The sequence below is a fragment of the Symbioplanes lichenis genome (genome assembly GCF_030709675.1).
GTDB lineage: Bacteria > Actinomycetota > Actinomycetes > Mycobacteriales > Micromonosporaceae > Actinoplanes > Actinoplanes lichenis.
The window spans coordinates 380060-401914 of record NZ_JAUZQD010000006.1; the positions used below are offsets into that span (position 1 = coordinate 380060).

Sequence of the window (21855 nt, forward strand, 5' to 3'; positions counted from 1 at the left end):
ATCGTTCTCCGACTCGCCCCGGCCCTGACCGTGCTGGCCCTCGCCGCCTGCGCCGCCCCGCCGACGCCGGCCGCGCCCGTCTCCCCCGCCGCGTCCGCCGCACCCTCCGCCACGTCCGCCGCACCCTCCGCGTCCGTCGGCGCTGGTTCCGCGGTTTCGTTCGCGGCGCTGGAGAAGGAGTTCGGCGCGCGGCTCGGCGTCTACGCGCTCGACGTCGCCAGCGGCCGCGAGGTCACGCACCGCGCCGACGAACGCTTCGCCTACGCCTCCACCCACAAGGCTCTCACCGCCGGCGCCCTGCTGGCCCGCACCACCCCCGCCGAGCTCGACGAGGTCGTCAGCTACCGCCGCGCCGACGTCATCGCCCACTCCCCCGTCACCAAGAAACACGTGAGCGACGGCATCAGCATCGGCGCCGCCGCGGAGGCCGCCGTCCGCGTCAGCGACAACACCGCCGCCAACCTCGTGCTGGCCGAACTCGGCGGCCCGGCCGGCTTCGAGGCGAGCCTGCGCGACCTCGGCGACACCGTCACCGAGCCCGCCCGCACCGAACCCGCCCTCAACGAAGCGAAGCCCGGCGACGAACGCGACACCAGCACCCCGCGGGTCCTGGCCGAGGATCTGCGACGGTACGTGCTCGGCGACGCCCTCGACCCGGACGACCGCAAGCTGCTGACGGCCTGGCTCACCGGCAATGCGACCGGCGCCACGCTCGTGCGCGCCGGGGTCCCCGCGGGCTGGCGGGTCGCCGACAAGAGCGGCGGCGGCGGATACGGCACCCGCAACGACATCGCCGTCGTCTGGCCGTCCCCGGACCGCCCGATCGTCCTGGCCCTGCTCTCCCGCCGCGACACCGCGAACGCCGAGTACGACGACGCCCTCATCGCCCGCGCCGCCACATCCGCGGTCCAGCTCCTGCAGTGACCGCGCCGCCACCGCCGTGACCCGGACCGCCGCGCGCGGGCTGATCATGGGTTCGGATAGCCTGCCCGCGATGACCAGATACGCGGCACTCCTGACAGCGACGGCCATGGTGGCGGCGTGCAGCTCCCCCGACACCCCGGCCGCCCAGCCGGCGCCGCCGGTCACGTCCCCGCCCGCCTCCTCCGCCCCGGCGTCGCCCCCGCCACTGTCGTCGGCCCCGGCGTCGGTGCCCACCTCGGCGCCCGCGCCCGCCGACCCGAGCACGCCGGCCGACTACGTGGAGCCGGCCGCCAAGCCCTGCCCCGACGTGGTCAAGGCGCTCGCCACGGCGACCGGCGTCCCATGGCGCCTGGCCGACGACACGACCGAGCCGGCCACCGCCGTGCGCACCTGCGCCGCCCGCTCCGTGAAACCGGCCGCCCAGCTGCGCATCGCCCTGCACCGCACCGACCCCGCGACCGACACACCCGAGAAGCTCCTCGAAGCCGCGATGCAACGCACCGGCACCTGCACCACGCCGCTGCCCGACCCGCCGGACGGCGTCGGCTACGCCGTCAGCTGCGCCGGCAACGGCACGGCCACCACGACCTTCGTCCTCGAGTCGGGCTGGGTGTGGGTCGAGGTGTCCGCCGACGAGGGCGACGCCTTCGCCACCACGGCCTCCCGCAAGGCCGCCGTCAGCTCCCTGTCCCTCATGTGACCCGCCGCCGCCGGCTCGGGAACCCTTGCGACCCGCCGCCGCCGGCTCAGCGAATCACGCGACCCGCTGCCGGTTCCGGAACCGGCAGCGCTGGCGGCACACCGTCCACTGTCGATAGCGTGACCGCGTGGAACTCACGGCGGTCCGGCGCGGACGGGTCGCCACGTCGCTGGCGTTCCTGCTCTTCGGGGCGGCGCTCGGCACCTGGACGGCCCGGATTCCCGCCGTCAAGCAGCGGCTCGGCCTCGGCGACGGCCGGCTCAGCGTCGCCCTGCTCGCCTTCGCCGCCGGCTGCATCGTCGGCATGGCGGTGCTCGGGCGGCTCACCGACCGCTTCGGCAGCACCCGGGTGCTGGTCCCGGCCGCGCTGCTCGAGGGGCTGCTGCTCGTACCCCCGGGGCTGGCCCGGAACCTGGCCACGCTGGCCGCGGCCCTCTTCCTCTTCGGCGCGGTGCACGGCACGCTCAACATCGCCATGAACGCCAACGCCATCGAGGTGCAGCGCGCCTGGGGCAGCCCGATCATGTCGTCGTTCCACGCGATCTACAGCATCGGCGGCTTCCTGGGCGCGATCACCGGCGGGGCGTTCGCCGCGGCCGACGCCGGCGCGGCGGTCACGTTCCTCGTGGTGGGAGCGGTCGTGCTCGCCCTCGCCGGGTGGACTGCCGCGTGGGTGCTGCGCGCGCCGGCCGTACGCGATGCCGCAGTCGCCGCCCCGGAAGCCGGCGGCCGCCGCTCGTCCCTGCTGATGTTCCTGGGTTTCCTGGTGTTGTGCACGCTGGTCGGCGAGGGCGCCGCGGCCGACTGGAGCGCCGTGCACCTGCGCGACGAGCTGGGCACCAGCGCGGGCGCCGCGGCCTACGGCTACGCCGCCTTCGCGATCATGATGACGGCCGGGCGCCTCGCCGGCGACCGCCTGGTCCGCGCGTGGGGGCCCGTCACCGTGGTACGCGCCGGAGGCACCGTGGCCGCCGCCGGCCTGGCCCTCGCCCTGCTGATCGCCAGCCCCGCCGCGGGCATCGCCGGCTGGGGACTGCTCGGCGCCGGGCTCTCGGGCATCGCCCCGCAGGTCTACTCCGCCGCCGGCAACCGTGACCCCCGCCGCGCCGGCCGCGCGCTGTCCACCGTGGTCAGCATCGGCTACCTCGGCTTCCTGCTGGGCCCGATCGTCATCGGCGCCGCGGCAACCGTGGCCGGCCTGACCGCCGCCCTCTGGATCCCGGTCGCCCTCGCCCTCGTCGTCGCGGCCAGCGCCACCGCCCTGCGCCTCGCCGCCCCGCCGCCGGGCGCTGCGGGGGCCGCCGGTGAGGCGGCGGCCCCGGGGGAGCTCAGGACTGGATGAAGGCCAGCAGGTCGGCGTTGATGGTCGCGGCCTGCGTGGTCGGCATGCCGTGCGGGAAGCCCGGGTAGGTCTTCAGCGTGCCGTTCTGCAGCAGCTTCGCCGTCAGCGGGGCCGAGTCGTCGTAGGGCACGACCTGGTCGTCGTCGCCGTGCATGACCAGCACCGGGACGGTGATCTTCTTCAGGTCCTCGGTGAAGTCGGTCTGCGAGAACGCGACGATGCCGTCGTAGTGGGCCTTCGCGCTGCCCATCATGCCCTGGCGCCACCAGTTCTGGATGATCGCCTCGACGGGCTCGACGCCGTCGCGGTTGAAGCCGTAGAACGCGGTCGCGGCCAGGTCGCGGTAGAACGCCGACCGGTTCGTCGCCGTCTGCTCCTGCAGGCCGTCGAAGACGCTCTTGGGCAGGCCGCCCGGGTTGGCCTCGGTCTGCACCATGATCGGCGGGACGGCGCTGATGAGCACGGCCTTGGCGACCCGCTCCTCGCCGTGCCGGGCGATGTAGTGCGCGACCTCGCCGCCGCCCGTCGAGTGTCCGACGTGGATCGCGTCGTGCAGGTCGAGGTGGGCGGTCAGGGCGGCCAGGTCGTCCGCGTAGTGGTCCATGTCGTGGCCGTCGGAGACCTGCGCGGAGCGGCCGTGCCCGCGGCGGTCGTGGGCGATGACCCGGTAGCCGTGCTGCAGGAAGAACAGCAGCTGCGTGTCCCAGTCGTCGGCCGACAGCGGCCAGCCGTGGCTGAAGACGATCGGCTGACCGGTGCCCCAGTCCTTGTAGAAGATCTCGGTGCCGTCGGAAGTGGTGATGTAAGGCATGAGCCGGAAGCTACGCCGCCCCGGCGCCCCGCGACCACCTCGCGGCGGTGAACAACAGGCACATCTGCCCGTACGACGCGACCGCCCCCCACGAACTTGACAGGTCACCGCTCGGCGAGCTTACGGTCCACCTCCGCGGTGCTCGGCATGGCGTCGGAGCAGGAGACCTGCCCAGCCACGATCGCCCCGGCCGCGTTGCCGAAGCGCAGCGTCCGCTCCAACCCCCATCCGGCCAGCAGCGCGTGACACAGAGCACCCCCGAAGGCGTCACCGGCCCCGAGCCCGTTGACCACTTCCACGGGTACGGGCGGCACCTCCACGGTCGAAGTGTCCGTCACCCCGAGCACCCCGCGCGGCCCGAGCTTCACGATCGCCAGGCCGGCACCCCGATCCACGGTCAGCCGCGCCGCCACGTCCGGCGCCGTGTCCGCCACGGCGGTCGCCCACTCGTCCTGGTTGCCCACCACCACCGTGGCCAGCGGCAGCGCCCGCTCGACCCACGCGCGCGCCTCCTCCCGCGACGACCAGAACATCGGGCGATAGTCCAGATCCAGTACGGTCACCCCGCCGCGCCCTCGCGCCTCCAGCGCCTCCAGCGTCGCGCTGCGGCTGGGCTCCTGGCTCAGCCCGGTCACCGTCACCCAGAAGACCCGCGCCGCCCGGATCGCGTCGAAGTCCAGCTCCTCGGGCCGCATCTCGAGGTCGGGCGCCTTCGGAAACCGGTAGAAGTACAACGGAAAATCGTCCGGCGGAAATATCTCGCAGAAGGTCACCGGCGTCGGCAGCCCGGGCACCGCACTCACATACCGGTCGTCCACCCCGAAGCCGCGCAGCGCGTCATGCAGGAACTCCCCGAACGGATCGGCCCCGGTCCGCGTGATCACCGCCGCCCGCCGCCCGTGCCGAGCCGCCGCAACCGCAACGTTCGTCGCGCTGCCCCCGAGAAACTTCCCGAACGTCGCCACCTCCCGCAGCGACACCCCGATCTCCCGCGGATAGATGTCGACCCCGATCCGCCCCATCGTCAGAACATCGAAATCCGTCACCACCCCACCCTGCCCGCCGATCGCCCCCGTCACCACCGCTGGTCCGTCCTAGGATCCTGGGTCAGCGGCTCGGAGGCGGTCGGCGAGGACGCGGCAACGCTCAGCCAGCTCCGGCGGGTCGACCACGGTGAAGTCATGTCCGAGCAGCACCATGTGCATGAGCACGAAGTCGAGATCGCCGCCTCCGCTGAGCACCTCGCACTCACCGTCCGGGCGCGGCCGGACCACCGCCGCCGACGCCGGGATCTGCGCGCGGACCACCTCCGGCGGCGCGTGCACCACGAACCGCGCCTGGTGCCGGTACGCACGACTCGCCACGCTCTCCTGCACGTACGCCACCGGGTCGGGGCCGGGACGCGGCCGGAAGTGGCGGCTGCCCACCGTCACCTCGCTCATCCGGTCGGCGCGGAAGCTGCGCCAGTCGAGCCGATCCAGGTCGTACGCGAACAGGTACCACCGCCGCTCGGAAGCCACCAGCCGATGCGGCTCCACGTGCCGCGGGCCGCGGCCGACGTACTCGAAACCCACCTCGACCTCGTCCCGGCACGCCCGCGCCAGCGTCAGCAGCACATCCGGCCCCACCGGTGTCCGCCCGTCCGCCCCGAACGACTCCACCGCCCCGGACAGCGCCCGCACATCCGGCCGCAGCCGCGCGGGCAGCACCCGGTCGAGCTTCGTCAGCGCCCGCAGCGCGGCGTCCCCGGCCCCCGCCACCTGACCGCCGGCCCCGGCGAGCAGGGCCGCCGCCGTGGCGATCGCCTCCTCGTCGTCGAAGAGCAGCGGCGGCAGATCCTGCCCCGGCCCCAGCTGATAGCCGCCCCCGGTGCCCTGGCCCGCCCGCACCGGATAGCCCAGCGCCCGCAGCCGCCCGACGTCCCGGCGCACGGTCCGCGCGGTGACGCCGAGCCGCGCGGCGAGCTCCGGCCCGCTCCACACGCGCCGCTGCTGCAGGAGGCCGAGCAACGTGAGGACGCGTTCGGTCGTCCCTCGTTCGTCCATCCCGCGACCGTAGCGGACCGATCCTGTCCGCCTCGGCTGCGACGATGGCCGAATACACATCCACCGCGAGCTGATTCATCATCTGTCCGAGGTCTGCCTGCTGCGCGACCTCTACCCGAGGAGGAACGACCGGTGAGCAAGGAATTCCAGATCACCTTCGACTGCCACGACCCGCAGGCGCTCTCGATCTTCTGGCGAGATGCCCTGGGATACGCCCACCCGGGGCCGCCCGGCGTCGACCTGCCCCCGGGCGCCGACCCCCTCGCCGCGTGGGAGGACTTCCTCGACCGCAACGGCGTCCCGGCCGAACACCGCAACACCCGCTCGGCGCTGGAGGATCCGGACGGGCGCGGCCCGCGTCTGTTCTTCCAGCAGGTCCCGGAGGACAAGGTGGTCAAGAACCGTCTGCACCTCGACGTCCGCGCCGCCCCGGGCCTGCGCGGCGACGACCGGATGGCCGCCCTCGAGGCCGAGTGCGACCGGCTCGTGGCGCTCGGCGCGAAGCGGCTGCGCCGCGAGGAGCCCGAGCCCCCGCTGAGCTTCGGCTTCATCGTGCTGGCCGACCCCGAGGGCAACGAGTTCTGCCTGGACTGACCGAAACGGCCGGCCGGGGCAGCGCCCGGCCGGCCGTACGGGGAAGGAGATCAGACCTCGCTGAGCGGAACCGTCTCCGTAGTGGTGACGACCTCGCCGTCCGGGCGGACCGACGTGTTGGAGATGGTCACCATCTCCTCGCGGGCGACGACCTTGACGCGCTTGCGGCTGTGCGGCTCGCCGAGCGAGATCTCGTGGGCGTCGAGCCGCTGCCAGCCCTCCCACGTGGTGTACGTGAGGCCGCGCTGCTCGAAGAAGGCGAGCACGTCGGCCGGGTCGGTCGCGGTGGCCGCGGGCAGCGACTCGGCGTCGGCGAGGAGGCTCGTGACCGTCTCGCCGGCGTCGCCCTTGGTGTGGCCGATGAGGCCGACCGGGCCGCGCTTGATCCAGCCGGTGACGTACATGCCGGGGATGTGCTCGCCGTCGAGGTCGAGGATGCGGCCGGCGTCGTGCGGGATCGTGCCGGTCTTGGTGTCGAAGGGCAGGTCCGGCAGCGCGGTGCTGAGATAGCCGACCGCGCGGTAGACGGCCTGCACGTCCCAGTCGGTGAACTCGCCGGTGCCCCGGACCCAGCCGTCGCCGGTGAGCTCCTGCGTCTCGGTGCGCAGACCCTCGACCTTGTCCGTGCCGAGCACCTCGACCGGCGCCTGCAGGAAGTGCAGGTGCAGGCGGCGGGGGCGGTCCTCGCGCGGGTCGCGGACGGCCCAGTTCTGCAGGATGTCCACGCACATCTTGACGTGCCGGGTCTGGCGCATCATCTCGAGGCTGCCCTCGTCGAACTCGATGCCCTCGGGGTGCACGATGACGTCGACGTTGGGCGAGTGGTCGAGCTCACGCAGCTCCTGCGGGGTGAACTTGACCTGCGCCGGTCCGCGCCGCGAGAAGACGTGGACGTCGGTGACCGGGCTGCGCTTGAGGTGCTGGTAGACGTTGTCCGGGATCTCGGTCTCGAGCAGCTCGTCGGCCGTCTTGGCGAGGATGCGGGCCACGTCGACGGCCACGTTGCCGGCGCCGATCACGGCGACCTTGGTGGCGGTCAGCGGCCAGTCGCGGGAGACGTCGGGGTGCCCGTTGTACCAGGAGGCGAAGTCCGCGGCGCCGTAGCTGCCGGGCAGGTCGATGCCCGGGATGGCCAGCTCGCGGTCCTTCTCGGCGCCGGTCGCGATGATCGTCGCGTCGTAGAAGCGGCGCAGCTCCTCGGGCTTGAGGTCGGTGCCGTACGCGACGTTGCCGATGAACCGGATGCGCGGGTTGCTCATCACGCGGTGCAGCGCGTTGATGATCTCCTTGATCCGCGGGTGGTCCGGGGCGACGCCGTAGCGGATCAGCCCGTACGGGGTGGGCAGCTTGTCGAGGATGTCGACGGTGACCGTCTCGTCGGCCTTGATCAGGTGGTCGGCGGCGTAGATGCCGGCCGGTCCGGCGCCGATGACGGCTACCCGCAGGGGGCGACTCATGGGTGCGTTCCTCACTCTGGGTCCGGCCCTCGGGCCACGGTCGAGACTCGCCGAACCCGGCACGAGGGCCAAGATCGCTCGAGCAACCCCCACGGTAGAACTTGAACCTAGGTTGACATCAAATGTCCCGACCGGCCGCCGCAGAGATCAACAGAAGGTAAACCCGCAGGTCAGAGTGCATTTGACCGCGACCACCCGGGCGGCGGCACGTGACCTTAAACACAGGCAAGCCTTACCTCAGCGTCAGCTGATCGGTAACGTCGCCGTGCCGGCTGCGTACCCACTGCTTCTGGGCGAGCCGAATGTGCAGCTCGCGCAGGCGGTCCGCGCGCCGCCCGGCCGCCACCGGCCGCACATGCCCGGCAAGCAGCCTCAGCGGCGCGGCGTCGTCCAGGTCGGTGAGTGCCGGCCGCTTGCCCGCCTGCCGGGCCCGGCGCAACCCGGCCTGCAGCGGGAGTACGGCCACCGGCTCGGCCCCCAGCTCCCGCCGCAGATAGTCGAGGTCCACGTCGTCGGCCGTCTTGTTCCCCACGAAGGCGACCAGGTCGGCGATGCCCGCCGCGCCCGCCAGCTCCCGATAGCGGCGCGCCACGGACACCGACTCCGGGGTCGGCTCCACGACGACGGCGATCGCGTCGAACTGGGCATGCAGCGAGTTGGCGAACGCGTCCGTCCCGGCCACCATGTCGCACACCACCCAGTCGCCTTCCGCCGTCTCGAGGTGCGACAGCAGGTTCTCCAGGATCGCCAGGTGACCGTGGTAGCAGCCGCCGCCGATGTGCTCCGGCTCGTACGTGCCGACATGCATGACGTGCGTCCGCTCGTCGAGGGCGGCGGCGTGCGCGGCGAGCACCGGGTCGCCCGGGTCGAGGGTGACCGTCCGGGAGCCGGGGCCGGGCGGCGTGGTGGCCACGAACCGGTCCACCCCGCCGATCAGCGTGTTCGACCCGAGCAGGTGCCGGCGCACCGCCGCGGTGTTGTCCGGATGCGACAGGGCGGCGCCGGCTGTCGCGGTCACGCCGAGCAGCGGCGCCAGGTGCACGTTGACGTCGGCGTCGATCGCGAGCACCCGGTGCCCCGCCGCCCGCAGGTGCCCGGTGAACAGCGCGGCCACGGTGCTCTTGCCACTGCCACCCTTGCCAGTGAAAGCGATTTTCATTTCCGAGAAGGTAGTGGCAGCCCGCCGCCCGGGCAAGCGCGGCACGCCCGGAGATGAGGTAATGACCCGGATGAGAAGATCGATCGGCGCCTTGATCGCGATGGCGGTCGGCGCGTTCTGCTTCGTCGCCATGGAGACGCTCCCGGTGGGGCTGCTCCCGCTGATCGCCGGCGACTTCGGCATCTCGCTGCCCGGCGCCGGGCTGCTGGTCACCGGGTACGGCCTCACGGTCGCCCTGATGTCCGTGCCGCTCGCCCACCTCACCCGCAAGGTGCCGCGCCGGCGACTCATGGCGGTGCTGCTCGCCGTCTTCGTCGTCGCCACCGGCGCTTCCGCCTGGGCGGCCACCTTCGAGCTTCTCCTGGGCGCCCGCGTGGCGGTGGCCCTCAGCCAGTCCGTCTTCTGGGCCGTCGTCGGGCCCGCCGCGGCGAGCCTCTTCTCCGTCGAGGTCCGGGGCCGCGCCGCGGCGACGGTCTTCAGCGGCTCCGCCCTGGCCCCCATGCTCGGCGTGCCGGCCGGCACGTGGCTGGGCCAGCAGGCGGGGTGGCGGTCCGCGTTCTTCGCGCTGGCCGGGCTGGGCCTGCTCGCCCTGGTGCTCGTCGTCGCGCTGATGCCCTCCCTCCCGGTCGGCGAGGGCCACGCGGCCACCGGCACGGCACCGAGCACACGCCGCTACGTCCTGCTCGTCGTCCTGACAGTTCTCGTCGTCGGCGGCATCTACGCGGCCTTCACGTACACGACGCCCTTCCTCACCGACGTCGCGAAGTTCCCCGAGTCCGCCGTGAGCGCCGTGCTCCTGCTGCGCGGCGTGGTGGACCTGGCCGGGGTGATCGTGGGCGGGATGCTCGTCGACCGCCGGCCGCACCTGGTGCTGATCGGGTCCGTCGCGCTGACGCTGGTGTCGCTGCTCGGGCTCGGGGTCCTCGGCCCGTCCCGGGTCGCCACGGCCACCCTGCTGGCGCTTTCCGGGTTCGCCCTCGGCGCGATGAGCCCGGCCCTGACGGCCCGCGTGCTGGAGGTCGCGCCGGGCAATTCCGACCTGGCGTCGGCGGGCACCTCCGCGGCCTTCAACCTCGGCATCGCCGGGGGCGCCGCGCTCGGCGGCCTGGTGCTGGGCCCGGGCGGCCTGCGGGCCACCGCCCTGATCGGCGGCGTGCTCGTGGCGGCCGCCCTGGCCCTCACCGTCCTCGACCGCGCCTACGCGGGCCGGGTCATCGCGGCACCTGGTCGCGCCAGCTGAAGCGGGGTTCGTAGCCGAGCTGGGCCCGGGCCTTGGCGATCGACAGCAGGGTGTCGTTCTGCCCCAGTTCGCCCCGGATCTCGACGCCCGGGAACACCTCGGCGACCAGTTCGGCGTTCGGCCGCGACATGACCGTGTCCGCGTTCGCGATGATGTAGACCTCCATGCCGGTCGCGGTGCTCTCCAGCGCCAGCCGGACCGCTTGGGCGCCGTCGCGCGCGTCGATGTAGCCCCAGAGGTTCCACTTGCGCAGCCGCGCGTCGGCGTCGAAGGACGGGAAGGCCGCGTAGTCCTCCGGCTCCATGACGTTCGAGAAGCGCAGGCCGATCATCTTGAGCTGCGGGTCCCACCGGCACAGCTCGGCGGCCATGCGCTCCTCGAGGGTCTTCACCAGCGAGTACGTGGACTCGGGGCGCGGCGGGTAGTCCTCGTCGACCGGGATGTAGGGCGGAGGGGTGTCGAAGGGCAGCCCGAGCACGGTCTCGCTGGACGCCCACACGATGGTGCGTACGCCGGTCCGCCGGGCGGCCGTGACGACGTGGAACGTGCTGTTCATGTTGTTGGCGAAGGTGGCCTGGTCGGGCACGACGCCCGGGGCGGGGATCGCCGCCAGGTGCACCAGGGCGTCCACCGTGTCGTAGCGCTCCTCGACGCCGTGCGTGGCGTCGAGCACCTGCCCGTAGTCGGTCAGGTCCACGGGGACGAACACCGCCTCCGGATGCGGCGGCCGCACCTTGTCGAGGACGACGACCTGCCATCCGGACGAGATCAGCTCCGTCACCACCGCCCGGCCCAGCTTGCCGGCCCCGCCCGTCACGATCACTCTCGGCATTGCCCGTACTCCCTCGGTTCGCGGATCTCCCCGCAGCCTCGCAGAAGAAGCCGGGCCCCGCCCGTCCGGCCGGACATGCGAGGTGATCAATTCCGGCCCGTCGTCCGTTTCCGCCGTCGATAGTGAGGGGCAGGGGAGACGGCGAAGGGACAGAACACCGGTGAGAGGCCTCGCGAACCTCAGCGTCAACGTCAAGGTGCTGGGCGCCGTCGGGCTCGCGGCACTGGTCGCGATCGTCGTGGGCGGGACCGGGATCCTCGGGCTCAAGCAGGCCAGCGACGCCGCGGCGGCGATCTCCGCCGACAACGTGGCCAGCCTGCGGGCGCTGGCCGCGCTGCGGGCGGCGGCGCTGCAGGCACAGGTGGACTCGGCCAACCAGGCCCTGTCGCCCGACCAGAACGCGGCCGTCGGCTTCGCGAACTCCTTCAACGCGGACCTCGTCTCGTTCGACAGCGCGCTCGAGGAGTACCGGGCCAGCGGGCCGGCCGGCGACGCGGCGAAGATCGAGGACCTGGCGACGAGCTGGCAGTCCTACGCGTCCGTGGCCAAGGACAAACTGCTGGCCCTGGGTACGGCCAACAACCTCGACGACTGGTCGGCCGTCCGTGACGACGAGGCGACGCCGCTGGTCAAGCGGGTCAACGCCGACCTGGTCGCCCTCGACCTGGCCGAGCGGGACGACGCCAACGCGAACGCCGCCAACGCCAGGTCCGTCTACACCAGCGGGCTGACCCTGTCGCTGATCGTGCTCGCCGTGGGCCTGGCCCTGGCCCTCACGCTGGCCGTCCTGGTCGCGCGGCAGATCGTCCGGTCGTTGCGCAGCGTGCAGGCGGTGTGCGACGCGCTCGCCGCCGGGGACCTGACCCGGACCAGCGGGCTCACCTCGCGCGACGAGCCGGGCCGGATGGGCCGCTCGCTGGACACCGCGGTCGCCTCCCTGCGCTCGACCGTCACGACCATCGACCAGTCCGCGTCGTCGCTGGCCAGCGCGACCGAGCAGATGACCGGCACGACGACGCAGATCGCCGACTCCGCGCAGAGCGCCTCCCTGCAGTCGCAGGCCGTCTCGGCGGCGGCCGACGAGATCTCGCGCAGCGTCAGCACGGTCTCGGCGGGCGGCGAGCAGATGGGCGCGTCGATCCGCGAGATCTCCCAGAACGCCTCCGAGGCTGCCCGCGTTGCCGCCGAGGCCGTCGCCGTCACGGCCAGCACGTCGACGACCATGAACCAGCTCGGCGAGTCGTCCGCGGAGATCGGCAACGTCATCAAGGTCATCACCTCGATCGCCGAACAGACCAACCTGCTCGCCCTCAACGCCACGATCGAGGCCGCCCGGGCCGGTGAGATGGGCAAGGGCTTCGCGGTGGTCGCCTCCGAGGTCAAGGATCTCGCCCAGGAGACCGCCCGGGCCACCGAGGACATCTCCCGCCGGATCGAGGCGATCCAGGCCGACACCACCGGCGCGGTCACCGCGATCGACGAGATCTCGCAGGTCATCGCCCGGATCAGCGACTTCCAGACCACGATCGCCAGCGCCGTCGAGGAGCAGACCGCCACCACGGCGGAGATGAACCGCAGCGTCGCCGAGGCCGCGCAGGGCACCAACGAGATCTCCCAGAACATCGTCGGCGTCGCCGAGTCCGCCGCCCAGACCAGCCGGGGCATCCAGGAGACCCAGCAGGCCACCGCCGAACTCGCCCGCATGTCCACCCAGCTCAGCGGTCTGGTAGCGGCCTTCCGGCTCTAGAGTGCGATCATGCACCGATGAGCGCGGTGACCTTCGGTGCCCTGGTGCGGCGGTGGCGTGACCGGCTGGATCCGGCCGACGCCGGTTTCACCCGGACGGCCAAGAGCCGCGCCCCCGGCCTGCGGCGCGAGGAGCTGGCCGGTCTCGCCGGTCTGTCGGTCGAGTACGTGCTGCGGCTCGAGCAGGGCCGCGCCACGAACCCGTCGGCGCAGGTGGTGGCCGCGATCACCCGGGCGCTGCAGTTGCGCCGCTCGGAGCGGGATCAGCTGTTCCGCGCGGCCGGGCTGTTGCCGCCGCAGGACGGCATGGTGGACGGTCACGTGCCGCCGGGTGTCGCCCGGCTCGCGGCGCGGCTCGGCGACGTACCGATCGGCATCTTCGCGGCGGACTGGAGCCAGCTGTGGTGGAACGACATGTGGATCGCCCTGCACGGTGATCCGGCCGTGATCCCGGAGCGGGAGCGCACCATCGGGCACATGCTGTTCGGCTCCGGGCCGGCGGCTGCCTATCTGCGGCCGCTGCGCTCGTCGGCGGGCCCCGAGGCGTTCGCGGCCACGATCGTCGCCGACCTCAAGGAGGCCACGGCCCGCTACCCGGCCGACGTGCGGCTGGCGGCGCTGGTGGCGGGCTTCCGGGAAAGCTCGCCGCAGTTCGAGCGGCTGTGGGCGACGGTCGGCGCCTCGACGCTGACCAGCGACGAGAAGACGATCGGCCACCCGGACGCCGGCGACGTGACCCTCGACTGCGACGTGCTCACCGTGCCCGGCGCCGACCTGCGCATCGTCACCTACACCGCGGCGGCGGGCTCGGACGGCGCGGCCAAGCTGGACTGGCTGCGGCTGGTCCGGCCCCGCGCGGCCGAGCGTGTGTACTGACAGGGATCTGCCTGATCCGCCCCGGGTGTCCGATGCTCGTCCCATGCTGATCACCACGCACGACGTCACCGTCCCGATCACCGTCTTCGCCCGCACCACGGCCGCCCCCGATCTCGCCTTCGCCGTCGTGGCGCCGATCGACCTGACGACCGTCTTCAAGGCGGACCGGTTCTTCCCCGGCATCACGAGCGTCACCGGCCAGACCGACAGCTGGGACCACGCCGGCGTCTCCCGGCATCCTCGGTTCAGCGACGGCAGCACGGTCACCGAGAAGCTCACCGAGTACGTGACCGGGCACGGCTTCGCGTACGAGCTGACCGGCTTCACCAACGCGCTGAAGAACCTGGCCGAGGGCGTGCGCGGCGAGTTCTCGTTCCTGCCCGACGGCGAGGGCACGCTGATCCGCTGGACGTACGAGTTCAAGCCGCTCCCGGGGCGGCGCCTGATCCTCGCGGGACCGTTCGCCCCGCTGTGGAAGCGCTACATGCAGGCCGGACTGGGCCGGATGGTGGCCGCGACCGAGGCCGCCGCTCATCCCGCCGGAGCATGAGCCGGGCGCGGATCACCACCTGCTCACAGGCCCCGGCCAGGGTCGCGGCGGTACGGGATCGTCCTGGCGTGGCGCGCACCCTTTACAGTGTGCCGACCTGACCAACCCAGGAGGCACCGTGGCGGAGCTGCCACCGAAGCAAACCGGTCCCGAGACGGCGGCGCAGGCCGTCCCGCCGGACCCGGCCCCCGACGTTCCCGCCGGCCCGGCCCCGGCGCCCCAGCTGCTGGTCGTGCCGGCCACCGACGCGGTGCCGTCGCTGGTCTGGCCGGGCGCCGACGGGGAGACGGCCTGGGCGATCCCGGTCCGGATTCCCTCCGGTACGCGGGGATTCGCCGTGTTCCTGCCCATGGTCCCCGTGGCGGAAGCGGCGCCGGCGGTCACCGCGCCGGCGGCCCGGCCCGCACCCCAGGTGGCTTCCCCGGCCGTCATCCCCCAGGCGGCTCCCCCGGCCGTCACCCCACCGGCGGCTCCCGAGGCCGTCGCCGCACCGGTCCCCGCGCCGGCCGCAAAGGCGCCGCCCACCGACGCGCCGGCCACGAAAGCACCGGCCGGCAAAGCACCGGCCGGCCCGGCGCCGGGTGACAAGACGCCGGCCGGCCAACCGGCGGGTGACAAGACGCCGGCCCCGAAGCCGCCACCGCTCAAGCCCCCGGCGGCCCCGCCCCAGCGCACCCCGCCCGCCCCGGCCCGCCCCTTCGGCCCGTACGAGCCCCAGCCCACCCCCTGGCAGGGGTGGCGCGCCAAGAACTGGCCGGGCCCGAAGCCGGCCCGCGGCCGCGCCGTCCCGGCCGGGGTGCTCGCCGGCGCCCTCGGCTTCCTGGTCTTCCTGCCGCTGAACCGGGTCGGCATCGGCTGGTTCCTCGGCTGGCTGACCCTGGCGCTGGGCGTCGCCTTCGCGGTCCGGCGCTCCGCGGACCTGCCCCGCCGGGAGCGCCTGATCCGGTCCGGCTGGGCCGCGGCGGCGCTCGCCCTGATGCTCGTCCCGGCGTTCCGCAACGCGTGGTGGCTGGTGACCTTCAGCGTGCTGGGGGCGATCGGCTGCACCGCGCTGGCGATCGTCGGCGGCCGGCAGGTCCGGTCGATCCTGTTCAGCTTGTTCGCGGCGCCGTGGGCGGCGATCGCCGGCATCCCGTGGGTCCGCAAGCACCTGGCGACCGGGCGCAACCCGGGGATCGCCGGGCGGGTCGTCTTCTCGGCCGTGCTGACCGTCGTGGTGCTGCTCGTCTTCGGCGCACTGCTGTCGTCGGCCGACGTCGCGTTCTCCCGGCTGCTCGACGACGCGGTGCCCGATCTCGGCGCGGGCACGGTCTTCGAGTGGGTCTTCCTGGCCGTGACCGGGGCGCTGCTGGCCGTCTCCGGCATCTACACGCTGACCGCTCCCCCGGCGGCTTCCCGTCTGGACAAGCCGGGCCGGGGCCGGTTCGGGCTGCTCGAGTGGGCCCCGGCGGGCGCGGCCCTGGTGCTGCTCTTCGCGGGGTTCGTGGCGGTGCAGTTCACCGTGCTGTTCGGGGGCAGCCGGCACGTGCTGAAGACGGCCGGGCTCAGCTACTCCCAGTACGCCCGGAGCGGCTTCTGGCAACTGGTCGCGGTCACGCTGCTGTCGCTGGCCCTGATCGCGGCCCTGGCCCGGTGGGCGAAGCGGGACCAGCCGGGGGAACGCGTGCTGCTGCGCGTACTCCTGGGGCTGCTCTGTGCTCTGAGCGTCGTCATCGTGGCGTCCGCGCTGTCGCGGATGTGGGAGTACCAGCGGGTCTACAGCTTCACCGGCGAGCGCATCTTCGTCATGGCGTCGGAGCTGCTGCTCGGCGTCATCTTCGTGATGATCGCGGCGGCCGGCGTCAAGTGGCAGGGCCGCTGGATCCCGTCGGCCACGGTCGGTCTCGCCGTGCTGATGCTGCTGGGCCTGGCCGGCCTCGACCCGGAGGGCTATGTGGCCAGCCGCAACGCGGCCCGCTACGAGGGCTCGGGCAAGATCGACGCCTGGTACCTGCGGGCGCTGTCGGCCGACGCGACCCCGGCGCTGACCAAGCTGCCCGATCCCGTACGCCGGTGCACGCTCAGCTGGATCGCCGAGGACCTGAAGGAGCCCGATCCCTGGTACGCGTGGAACCTGGGCCGGCAGCGCGCCCGCCAGGCCCTCGAGGATCTGGGCCCGGCGGCGATCGGCACGCAGAAGGACTGCCGCGCCGCGGACCAGTTCGACCTGCCCAAGACGCGCCGCTGAGCATGGTGGTGCTCCGGTGTCCGGGCGCAAAGGCCCGGCCGGAGCACCACCAAGCCGAAGCCGCCCCCGCCGGAGCACCACCAAGCCGATCCCGCCCCCGCCGCGACGCCCGCGAGAAAGCCGGCCGCGGCAGGCGGTCAGAGCGAGCCGTAGAGGGCGTCCTGGATGACCCGCTGGGCGGCCATCGCGTCCTGACGGTCCTGGGCCTCGGCGAGCGCCGGTTCGTCGAGGCGGTCCAGGGCACGATGGATGCGCTTGAGGATCTGGATGGACGTGCGGGCGGCGTCGACGCTGTCCTCGCGGAACGGGAACTGGTCGAGCTGCCAGACGCCCTCCCAGTTGTTCTTGCGCAGCACGTGGAAGAACTCGAAGATCTCGACCGGGTGCACGGTGCCCACCACGAGGTCGTCGTCCCAGCCGCGCAGGTTGTCGTTGACGTCCATGCCGAAGAGGCGCCCGTGGTCGATGATCAGCTGGGCCGCGTCGGCGGGCGACTCGCCGCCGTAGAGGCTGTGGCCGAAGTCGAGCAGGATGCCGACGTTGTCGAGGCCGATCTCCTGGATGCCCAGCAGCGACCGGGCGGCCGAGTCCCACGTCATCTTGACGCGCGGCTCCCGCGGCTTGTACTCGATGGCGAACTTGAGGTCCGGGTGCGCGCCGGCCAGCTCGCGCATGCCATCGACGGCCAGTTTCCACAGCGTCTTGTGGTCGACCTGGAACGGGTAGTCCCAGCCGTCCTGCCCGGGCCAGATCTTCACGTAGCTCGCGCCGAGCTCGCGGACGATGCCGGCGGACTCGTGCATGAGGTCGAGCGCGGCCTTGCGCACGCCGGGATCGGGGTTGGTGAACGCGCCCCGGCTGAACTTGCGCAGGTAGATCTCGGGCGTGATGCCGATGGCCGACAGGCCCTGGGCGGCCAGGGCGTCCTTGACCTCGGACAGTCCGACACCGGGCGTGAACGGGTAGTTGAGGTCGACGACGGACAGGTCCTCGACCTGCCCGGCCAGCTCGATGGCCTCGAGCGTGGTGCGGGACGGGCCGTAGCCGTCCGTGGCGTAGCGGTCGACGTAGGTGGCGAAGTGCCACAGTCCGGCGCCGAAGCGGGGGTAGTCGGTCATCGGGACTCCTGGGAAGACAGGGCACGGCGGACGGCGTCGCGCCAAGCGGATCGGGACTCGGCCGCGCCGGGCCGGGGCAGGAACTCGTCGTAGGTGAGCGCCGGCGACAGGCCGCCGGCCAGGGCGGCGGCGCCGAGGGCGGAGAGGTTGGCGGTCCGGGCCCGCCGCACCGGTACGCCGAGCAGGTCGGCCTGGATCTGCATGAGCACGTCGTTGCCGGTGGCGCCCCCGTCGGCGAGCACGCAACTCGCCCCGCCCATCGCCTCGACCACGTCGGCGACCTGGTGCGCGACGGACTCGACGGCCGCCCGGGCCAGCTGCGGGGCGCGCGTGCCCAGGGTGAGCCCGCTGATCGTGCCGGTGGCGGCGTCGTCCCACCAGGGCGCGGCCAGCCCCCCGAAGGCCGGCACGAGGTGCACTCCGTCGCTGCTCGCATCGGCGGCAAGCGCTGCCACGTGCTCGGTGGTCGTGCCGAGCAGCTCGGCGACCCAGGCGACGGTCGAGCCGCTGGACCGGATGTTGCCCTCGGCCGCGTGCGCCGGGTTCGGCGAGGCCCAGGCGATGGTGCGGCAGACGGCGGGACCGGTCGAGTCGCCGAGCTTCATGACGGAGGACCCGGTGCCATAGGTCACCTTGACGCCGTCCGTCGACCCGTGCGCGTAGAGGGCGGCGTGTGAGTCGCCCAGCACGGCCGTGATCGGCAGCCCGGCCAGCGGCCCGAACGACGGCAGAACCGTGCCCAGGTCACCGCTCGACGGGACGATCGACGGCAGCGCCGATGCCGGGATGCCGAACAGGTCGAGCAACGCCGGACTCCACTCCCCCGTCGACACGTCGAGCAGCTGGGTGCGCGAGGCGTTGCCGGCTTCAATGCGATGGTCCCCGGTGAGGGCATAAAGCAACCAGGAGTCGACCGTCCCCACCAGAGCATCCGGAGTGCGATCGAGGAGCCACCGGAGTTTCGCGGCACTGAACATGGGGTCGAGCGGCAACCCGCTGAGCTTCCGCACCACAGCGGCATGCTCGCGCCGCTCGTCGCAGACCTCGCGCCCGCGCTGATCCTGCCAGCCCAGCACCGGCCCGGCGGGCTTGCCGGTGCGGCGGTCCCAGACGACGGCCGACTCGCGCTGGGTGCTGAGCCCGACCACCCGCACGGCGGCCGGGGGCACCCCGTCCAAGCACTCGGCGGCGGCCGCCAGCACGCTGTCCAGGATCTCGCCGGCGTCCTGCTCGACCCAGCCAGGCCGCGGATACCGGATCGGCACCGGCGCCGACGCGGACCGCACTACCTCCCCGGCCCCGGAGACCAGCAGACATTTCGTCGCACTGGTCCCCTGATCGATCGCCAGGACGAAACCGTCAGCCACGGGACAGCTCGACGGCCGCGGCCCGGATGTCGCCGGCGGTCAGCCCGAAGTGCTCGAGCAGGAACGCCGTGTCCCCGGTCGGCGCGAATTCCCGGTGGACGCCGAGCATGCGCATCGGGACCGGGCGCGGCCCGGCCACGACGACGGCGGCCACCGCGGCGCCGAGGCCACCGGTCGTGGTCGCCTCCTCGGCGGTCACGATGGCGCCGGTCTCCCGCACGGCCGCCCGGATCGCGTCCTCGTCCAGCGGCGCGATCGTGGACATGTTGAGCACCCGTACGGACACCCCGTCGCCGGCCGCGAGCTCCGCCGCCGCCAGGGCCCGGGACACCATCGTCCCGGTGGCCACCACGGTCACGTCACTGCCGTCGCGCAGCCGGGCGGCCGCGCCGAAGGTGAACCCGTCCGTGACCGCCGGCACCTTGAACCGCCCCACGCGCAGGAACACCGGCCGGGACGCGCCGGCTGCCCACCGGACGGCCGCGCGGGTCTCGGCGGGATCGGCCGGCACGACGATGTCCAGCCCCGCGATCGCCCGCAGCCACGACAGGTCCTCGATCGAGTGGTGCGTGGGACCCAGTTCCCCGTACGCCATGCCGGGGCTCATCCCGCACAGGATGACCGGCGCGTGGCTGTACGCGACGTCGGCCTTGATCTGCTCCAGCGCGCGTCCCGTGAGGAAGGGCGACGCCCCGCACACGAACGGGATGTAGCCGCTCAGGGCCAGCCCGGCGCCGACGCCGACCATGTCCTGCTCGGCGATGCCCACGTTGATGAGCCGGTCGGGGAACTCCTTCTGGAAGGCGCCGAGGTTGCTGGAACCCACCGAGTCGTTGCAGACGGCGACGATCCGGTCGTCGGCCCGGGCCAGCTCGATGAGCTCCCCTGCGAAGGCGACCCGGCAGTCGAAGGTCTCGCCGGCGAACGAGGCGACGGCCGCGCTCATCGGGCCAGCTCCGCGGTCGCCGCGGTGATCTGCTCGGCGCTGGGCACCTTGTGGTGCCATTCCACCCGGTCCTCCATGAAGGAGACGCCTCTTCCCTTGATCGTGTTCGCGATGACGCAGACCGGGCGATCGCCGCGGGGTGCGGTGAACGCGCCGAGCAGCGCCAGGTGGTCGTGGCCGTCCAGCTCCACCACGTCCCAGCCGAAGGCCCGCCACTTGTCGCCGAGCGGGTCGAGGGCGGCGGTGTCCTCGGTGCGGGCCCCCTGCTGGAGGCGGTTGCGGTCGACGACGGCCGTGAGGTTGGACAGGCGGCGGTGCCCGGCGGTCATCGCCGCCTCCCAGTTGCTGCCTTCCTGGAGCTCACCGTCCCCCAGGACCACGTACACGTGGCGGTCGGACGAGGCCAGGCGGCCGGCGACGGCCATGCCCACCGCAACCGGCAGCCCGTGGCCCAGCGGGCCGGTGTTGGTCTCGACGCCCGGCACCTTGGTGCGGTTGGGGTGGCCGTTGAGCGCGGAGTGCGGCCCGGCGAAGGTGCGCAGCTCGTCCTCGGCGAAGAACCCGGCCGCGGCGAGCGTGGTGTAGAGCGCGCCGGCGGTGTGGCCCTTGCTGAGCACGAACCGGTCGCGGTCGGGCCACTCCGGCTGCTCGGGGTCGACGCGCAGCACGGCGAAGAACAGCGTCGTGAGGATGTCCAGCACGGACAGGTCCCCGCCGACGTGGCCCAGCCCGGCCCGGCCGATCATGGCCAGGTCGGTGCTGCGCGACCGGTTGGCCCGGGCCCGCAGCAGCTCCCGGCGCTCGTCCGGGCCGGCGGCGGCGAACTCCTCGCGGAACCGGCGCCACGCCGCGGCGGTGGCAGGGTCAGCGACCAGCATGGGTGAGGGTCCTCTCAGCTTCCGGCGACGGCGAAGTCGGTCACCGAGGCCGCGTTGTCGGCGTTGACGAGCACGCAGTCGATCGACTGCTTCTCGGGCTGGCTCGCCTTGCCGTTCTTGATGTACTCGTCGGCCTGCTGCACCGCCATCTGGGAGATCTTGCTGGCCGGCTGGAGCACGGTGGCCTTGATGCCACCCTTGGTGATCGAGTTGACCACGTCGGGGCTGCCGTCGAAGCCGACCACGACAATGTCCTTCTTCGCGGCCTGCACGGCGGCCCAGGCGCCCAGCGCCATGGTGTCGTTGCCGGCGATGATGCCCTTGATCGCCGGGTGGGCCTGCAGGATCGTCTGGGTCTTCTGCAGCGCCTCGGCCTGGTCCCAGTTGGCGCTCTGCTGGGCGACCATCTTCATGTCCGGGTACTGGTCGAGGATGCCGTGGTAGCCCTGCGACCGGACGCCGGCGTTGGTGTCCGTCGCCTTGCCGGTCAGCTCGGCGTACTCGCCCTTGTTGCCCATCAGCTTGGCGAACTCCTGGCCGCCGAGCCCGGCGCCCTGGGCGTTGTTGGACACGATCTGCGCGACGGCGACGCCGGTCTTGTTGATCTCCCGGTCGATGAGGAAGGTCGGGATCTTGTTGTCCTTGGCCCGCTGAATGGCGGCCTCGGACGAGTCGGCGCCCGCGTTGTCGAGGATGATCGCGGCGGCCTTGCGGGAGATCGCGGTGTCGATCTCCTGGCTCTGCTTGGTCGGGTCGTCGTCGTGGCTGAGCACGAGCGTCTCGTAGCCGAGCTTCTTGGCCTCGGCGGCCGCGGCGTCCTGCTCGGCCTTGAAGAAGACGTTGTCCGGCGACGGCGTGATGACGACGATGAGCTTGCTCGCCGCCGGTGCCGCGGACTCGCCGCCGGAGGAGTCGTCACTGGACGACGAGCAGGCGGACAAGGCAAGCAGAGCCGCAACACCGGCAGGAACCAGAAATCTGCGCATACTGTTCATTCGGGGGCCCTTCACTGGCTGGTCTGATCAGGCAACTGCGTGGGACAA

20 protein-coding genes are annotated in these 21855 nt (G+C 72.8%); 9 read left to right on the forward strand and 11 right to left on the reverse strand.

From position 1 onward, the window contains the following. The 3 genes from bla to RAN62_RS17120 all read left to right on the forward strand — a co-directional run bounded on the left by bla (window position 1) and on the right by RAN62_RS17120 (window position 2966). A complete protein-coding gene (bla, locus tag RAN62_RS17110; RefSeq protein WP_438874515.1) occupies window positions 1-924 on the forward strand; it encodes a class A beta-lactamase in 924 nt (307 codons plus the stop codon). Between the two features lie 70 nt (window positions 925-994). Next, the gene (locus RAN62_RS17115; protein WP_305785651.1) at window positions 995-1624 is read left to right on the forward strand and encodes a hypothetical protein; all 630 of its coding nucleotides are present in this window, start codon (window positions 995-997) and stop codon (window positions 1622-1624) included. A gap of 127 nt (window positions 1625-1751) precedes the next feature. Continuing rightward, complete coding sequence (locus RAN62_RS17120; protein WP_305785652.1) at window positions 1752-2966, forward strand: MFS transporter; 1215 nt, start codon at window positions 1752-1754, stop codon at window positions 2964-2966. On the opposite strand, the gene RAN62_RS17125 is transcribed toward RAN62_RS17120, so the two are convergent. From RAN62_RS17125 to RAN62_RS17135, 3 genes are all read right to left on the reverse strand, one after another. Continuing rightward, complete coding sequence (locus RAN62_RS17125; protein ID WP_305785653.1) at window positions 2953-3777, reverse strand: alpha/beta fold hydrolase; 825 nt, start codon at window positions 3775-3777, stop codon at window positions 2953-2955. The genes RAN62_RS17120 and RAN62_RS17125 overlap by 14 nt on opposite strands. Window positions 3778-3881: 104 nt before the next feature. Beyond that, on the reverse strand, window positions 3882-4823 hold the full coding sequence (iolC, locus tag RAN62_RS17130) for a 5-dehydro-2-deoxygluconokinase (protein ID WP_305785654.1): 942 nt from the start codon (window positions 4821-4823) through the stop codon (window positions 3882-3884). 48 nt (window positions 4824-4871) lie between these two features. Next, window positions 4872-5822 carry a helix-turn-helix transcriptional regulator gene (locus tag RAN62_RS17135; RefSeq protein WP_305785655.1) on the reverse strand — a complete coding sequence of 317 codons (951 nt, stop codon included), beginning with the start codon at window positions 5820-5822 and terminating at the stop codon, window positions 4872-4874. A 132-nt stretch (window positions 5823-5954) separates the two neighbouring features. On the opposite strand from RAN62_RS17135, the gene RAN62_RS17140 reads away from it, so the two are divergent. Further along, window positions 5955-6416, forward strand: a complete 462-nt coding sequence (locus RAN62_RS17140; protein WP_305785656.1) for a VOC family protein — start codon at window positions 5955-5957, stop codon at window positions 6414-6416. 50 nt (window positions 6417-6466) lie between these two features. Here the strand turns inward: RAN62_RS17140 and RAN62_RS17145 are convergent, their stop codons facing one another. Next, complete coding sequence (locus RAN62_RS17145) at window positions 6467-7873, reverse strand: FAD-dependent oxidoreductase (RefSeq protein WP_305785657.1); 1407 nt, start codon at window positions 7871-7873, stop codon at window positions 6467-6469. A gap of 232 nt (window positions 7874-8105) precedes the next feature. After that, on the reverse strand, window positions 8106-9032 hold the full coding sequence (locus RAN62_RS17150; protein ID WP_305785658.1) for an ATP-binding protein: 927 nt from the start codon (window positions 9030-9032) through the stop codon (window positions 8106-8108). 70 nt (window positions 9033-9102) lie between these two features. Between RAN62_RS17150 and RAN62_RS17155 the strand changes: the two genes are divergently transcribed. Continuing rightward, window positions 9103-10272: an MFS transporter gene (locus tag RAN62_RS17155; RefSeq protein ID WP_305785659.1), complete on the forward strand. Its 1170-nt coding sequence runs from the start codon at window positions 9103-9105 to the stop codon at window positions 10270-10272. Here the strand turns inward: RAN62_RS17155 and RAN62_RS17160 are convergent. Beyond that, the gene (locus RAN62_RS17160) at window positions 10244-11104 is read right to left on the reverse strand and encodes an NAD-dependent epimerase/dehydratase family protein (protein ID WP_305785660.1); all 861 of its coding nucleotides are present in this window, start codon (window positions 11102-11104) and stop codon (window positions 10244-10246) included. The genes RAN62_RS17155 and RAN62_RS17160 overlap by 29 nt on opposite strands. A gap of 160 nt (window positions 11105-11264) precedes the next feature. On the opposite strand from RAN62_RS17160, the gene RAN62_RS17165 reads away from it, so the two are divergent. The 4 genes from RAN62_RS17165 (at window position 11265) to RAN62_RS17180 (ending at window position 16503) form a co-directional block, all read left to right on the forward strand. After that, window positions 11265-12851 (forward strand): methyl-accepting chemotaxis protein, encoded by a 1587-nt coding sequence (locus RAN62_RS17165; protein WP_305785661.1) that lies wholly within the window; start codon window positions 11265-11267, stop codon window positions 12849-12851. A gap of 17 nt (window positions 12852-12868) precedes the next feature. Beyond that, entirely contained in the window at window positions 12869-13726 is an 858-nt protein-coding gene (locus RAN62_RS17170; RefSeq protein ID WP_305785662.1) for a helix-turn-helix transcriptional regulator, read from the forward strand. A 43-nt stretch (window positions 13727-13769) separates the two neighbouring features. After that, complete coding sequence (locus tag RAN62_RS17175) at window positions 13770-14276, forward strand: SRPBCC family protein (protein WP_305785663.1); 507 nt, start codon at window positions 13770-13772, stop codon at window positions 14274-14276. Window positions 14277-14394: 118 nt separating this feature from the next. Then, complete coding sequence (locus RAN62_RS17180; RefSeq protein ID WP_305785664.1) at window positions 14395-16503, forward strand: DUF4153 domain-containing protein; 2109 nt, start codon at window positions 14395-14397, stop codon at window positions 16501-16503. A 137-nt stretch (window positions 16504-16640) separates the two neighbouring features. On the opposite strand, the gene RAN62_RS17185 is transcribed toward RAN62_RS17180, so the two are convergent. The 5 genes from RAN62_RS17185 to RAN62_RS17205 are packed head-to-tail and all read right to left on the reverse strand — an operon-like array spanning window position 16641 to window position 21798. Continuing rightward, window positions 16641-17621 (reverse strand): sugar phosphate isomerase/epimerase family protein, encoded by a 981-nt coding sequence (locus RAN62_RS17185; protein WP_305785665.1) that lies wholly within the window; start codon window positions 17619-17621, stop codon window positions 16641-16643. Beyond that, entirely contained in the window at window positions 17618-18988 is a 1371-nt protein-coding gene (locus RAN62_RS17190; protein WP_305785666.1) for an FGGY family carbohydrate kinase, read from the reverse strand. Before RAN62_RS17190 ends, RAN62_RS17185 begins: the two co-directional genes overlap by 4 nt. Beyond that, window positions 18981-19934, reverse strand: a complete 954-nt coding sequence (locus RAN62_RS17195; protein ID WP_305785667.1) for a transketolase family protein — start codon at window positions 19932-19934, stop codon at window positions 18981-18983. The genes RAN62_RS17190 and RAN62_RS17195 overlap by 8 nt, the downstream gene beginning before the upstream one ends. Beyond that, complete coding sequence (locus RAN62_RS17200; RefSeq protein WP_305785668.1) at window positions 19931-20812, reverse strand: transketolase; 882 nt, start codon at window positions 20810-20812, stop codon at window positions 19931-19933. Before RAN62_RS17200 ends, RAN62_RS17195 begins: the two co-directional genes overlap by 4 nt. Before the next feature lie 14 nt (window positions 20813-20826). After that, window positions 20827-21798, reverse strand: a complete 972-nt coding sequence (locus RAN62_RS17205) for a D-ribose ABC transporter substrate-binding protein (protein ID WP_305785669.1) — start codon at window positions 21796-21798, stop codon at window positions 20827-20829. Between the last annotated feature and the right edge of the window lie 57 nt (window positions 21799-21855).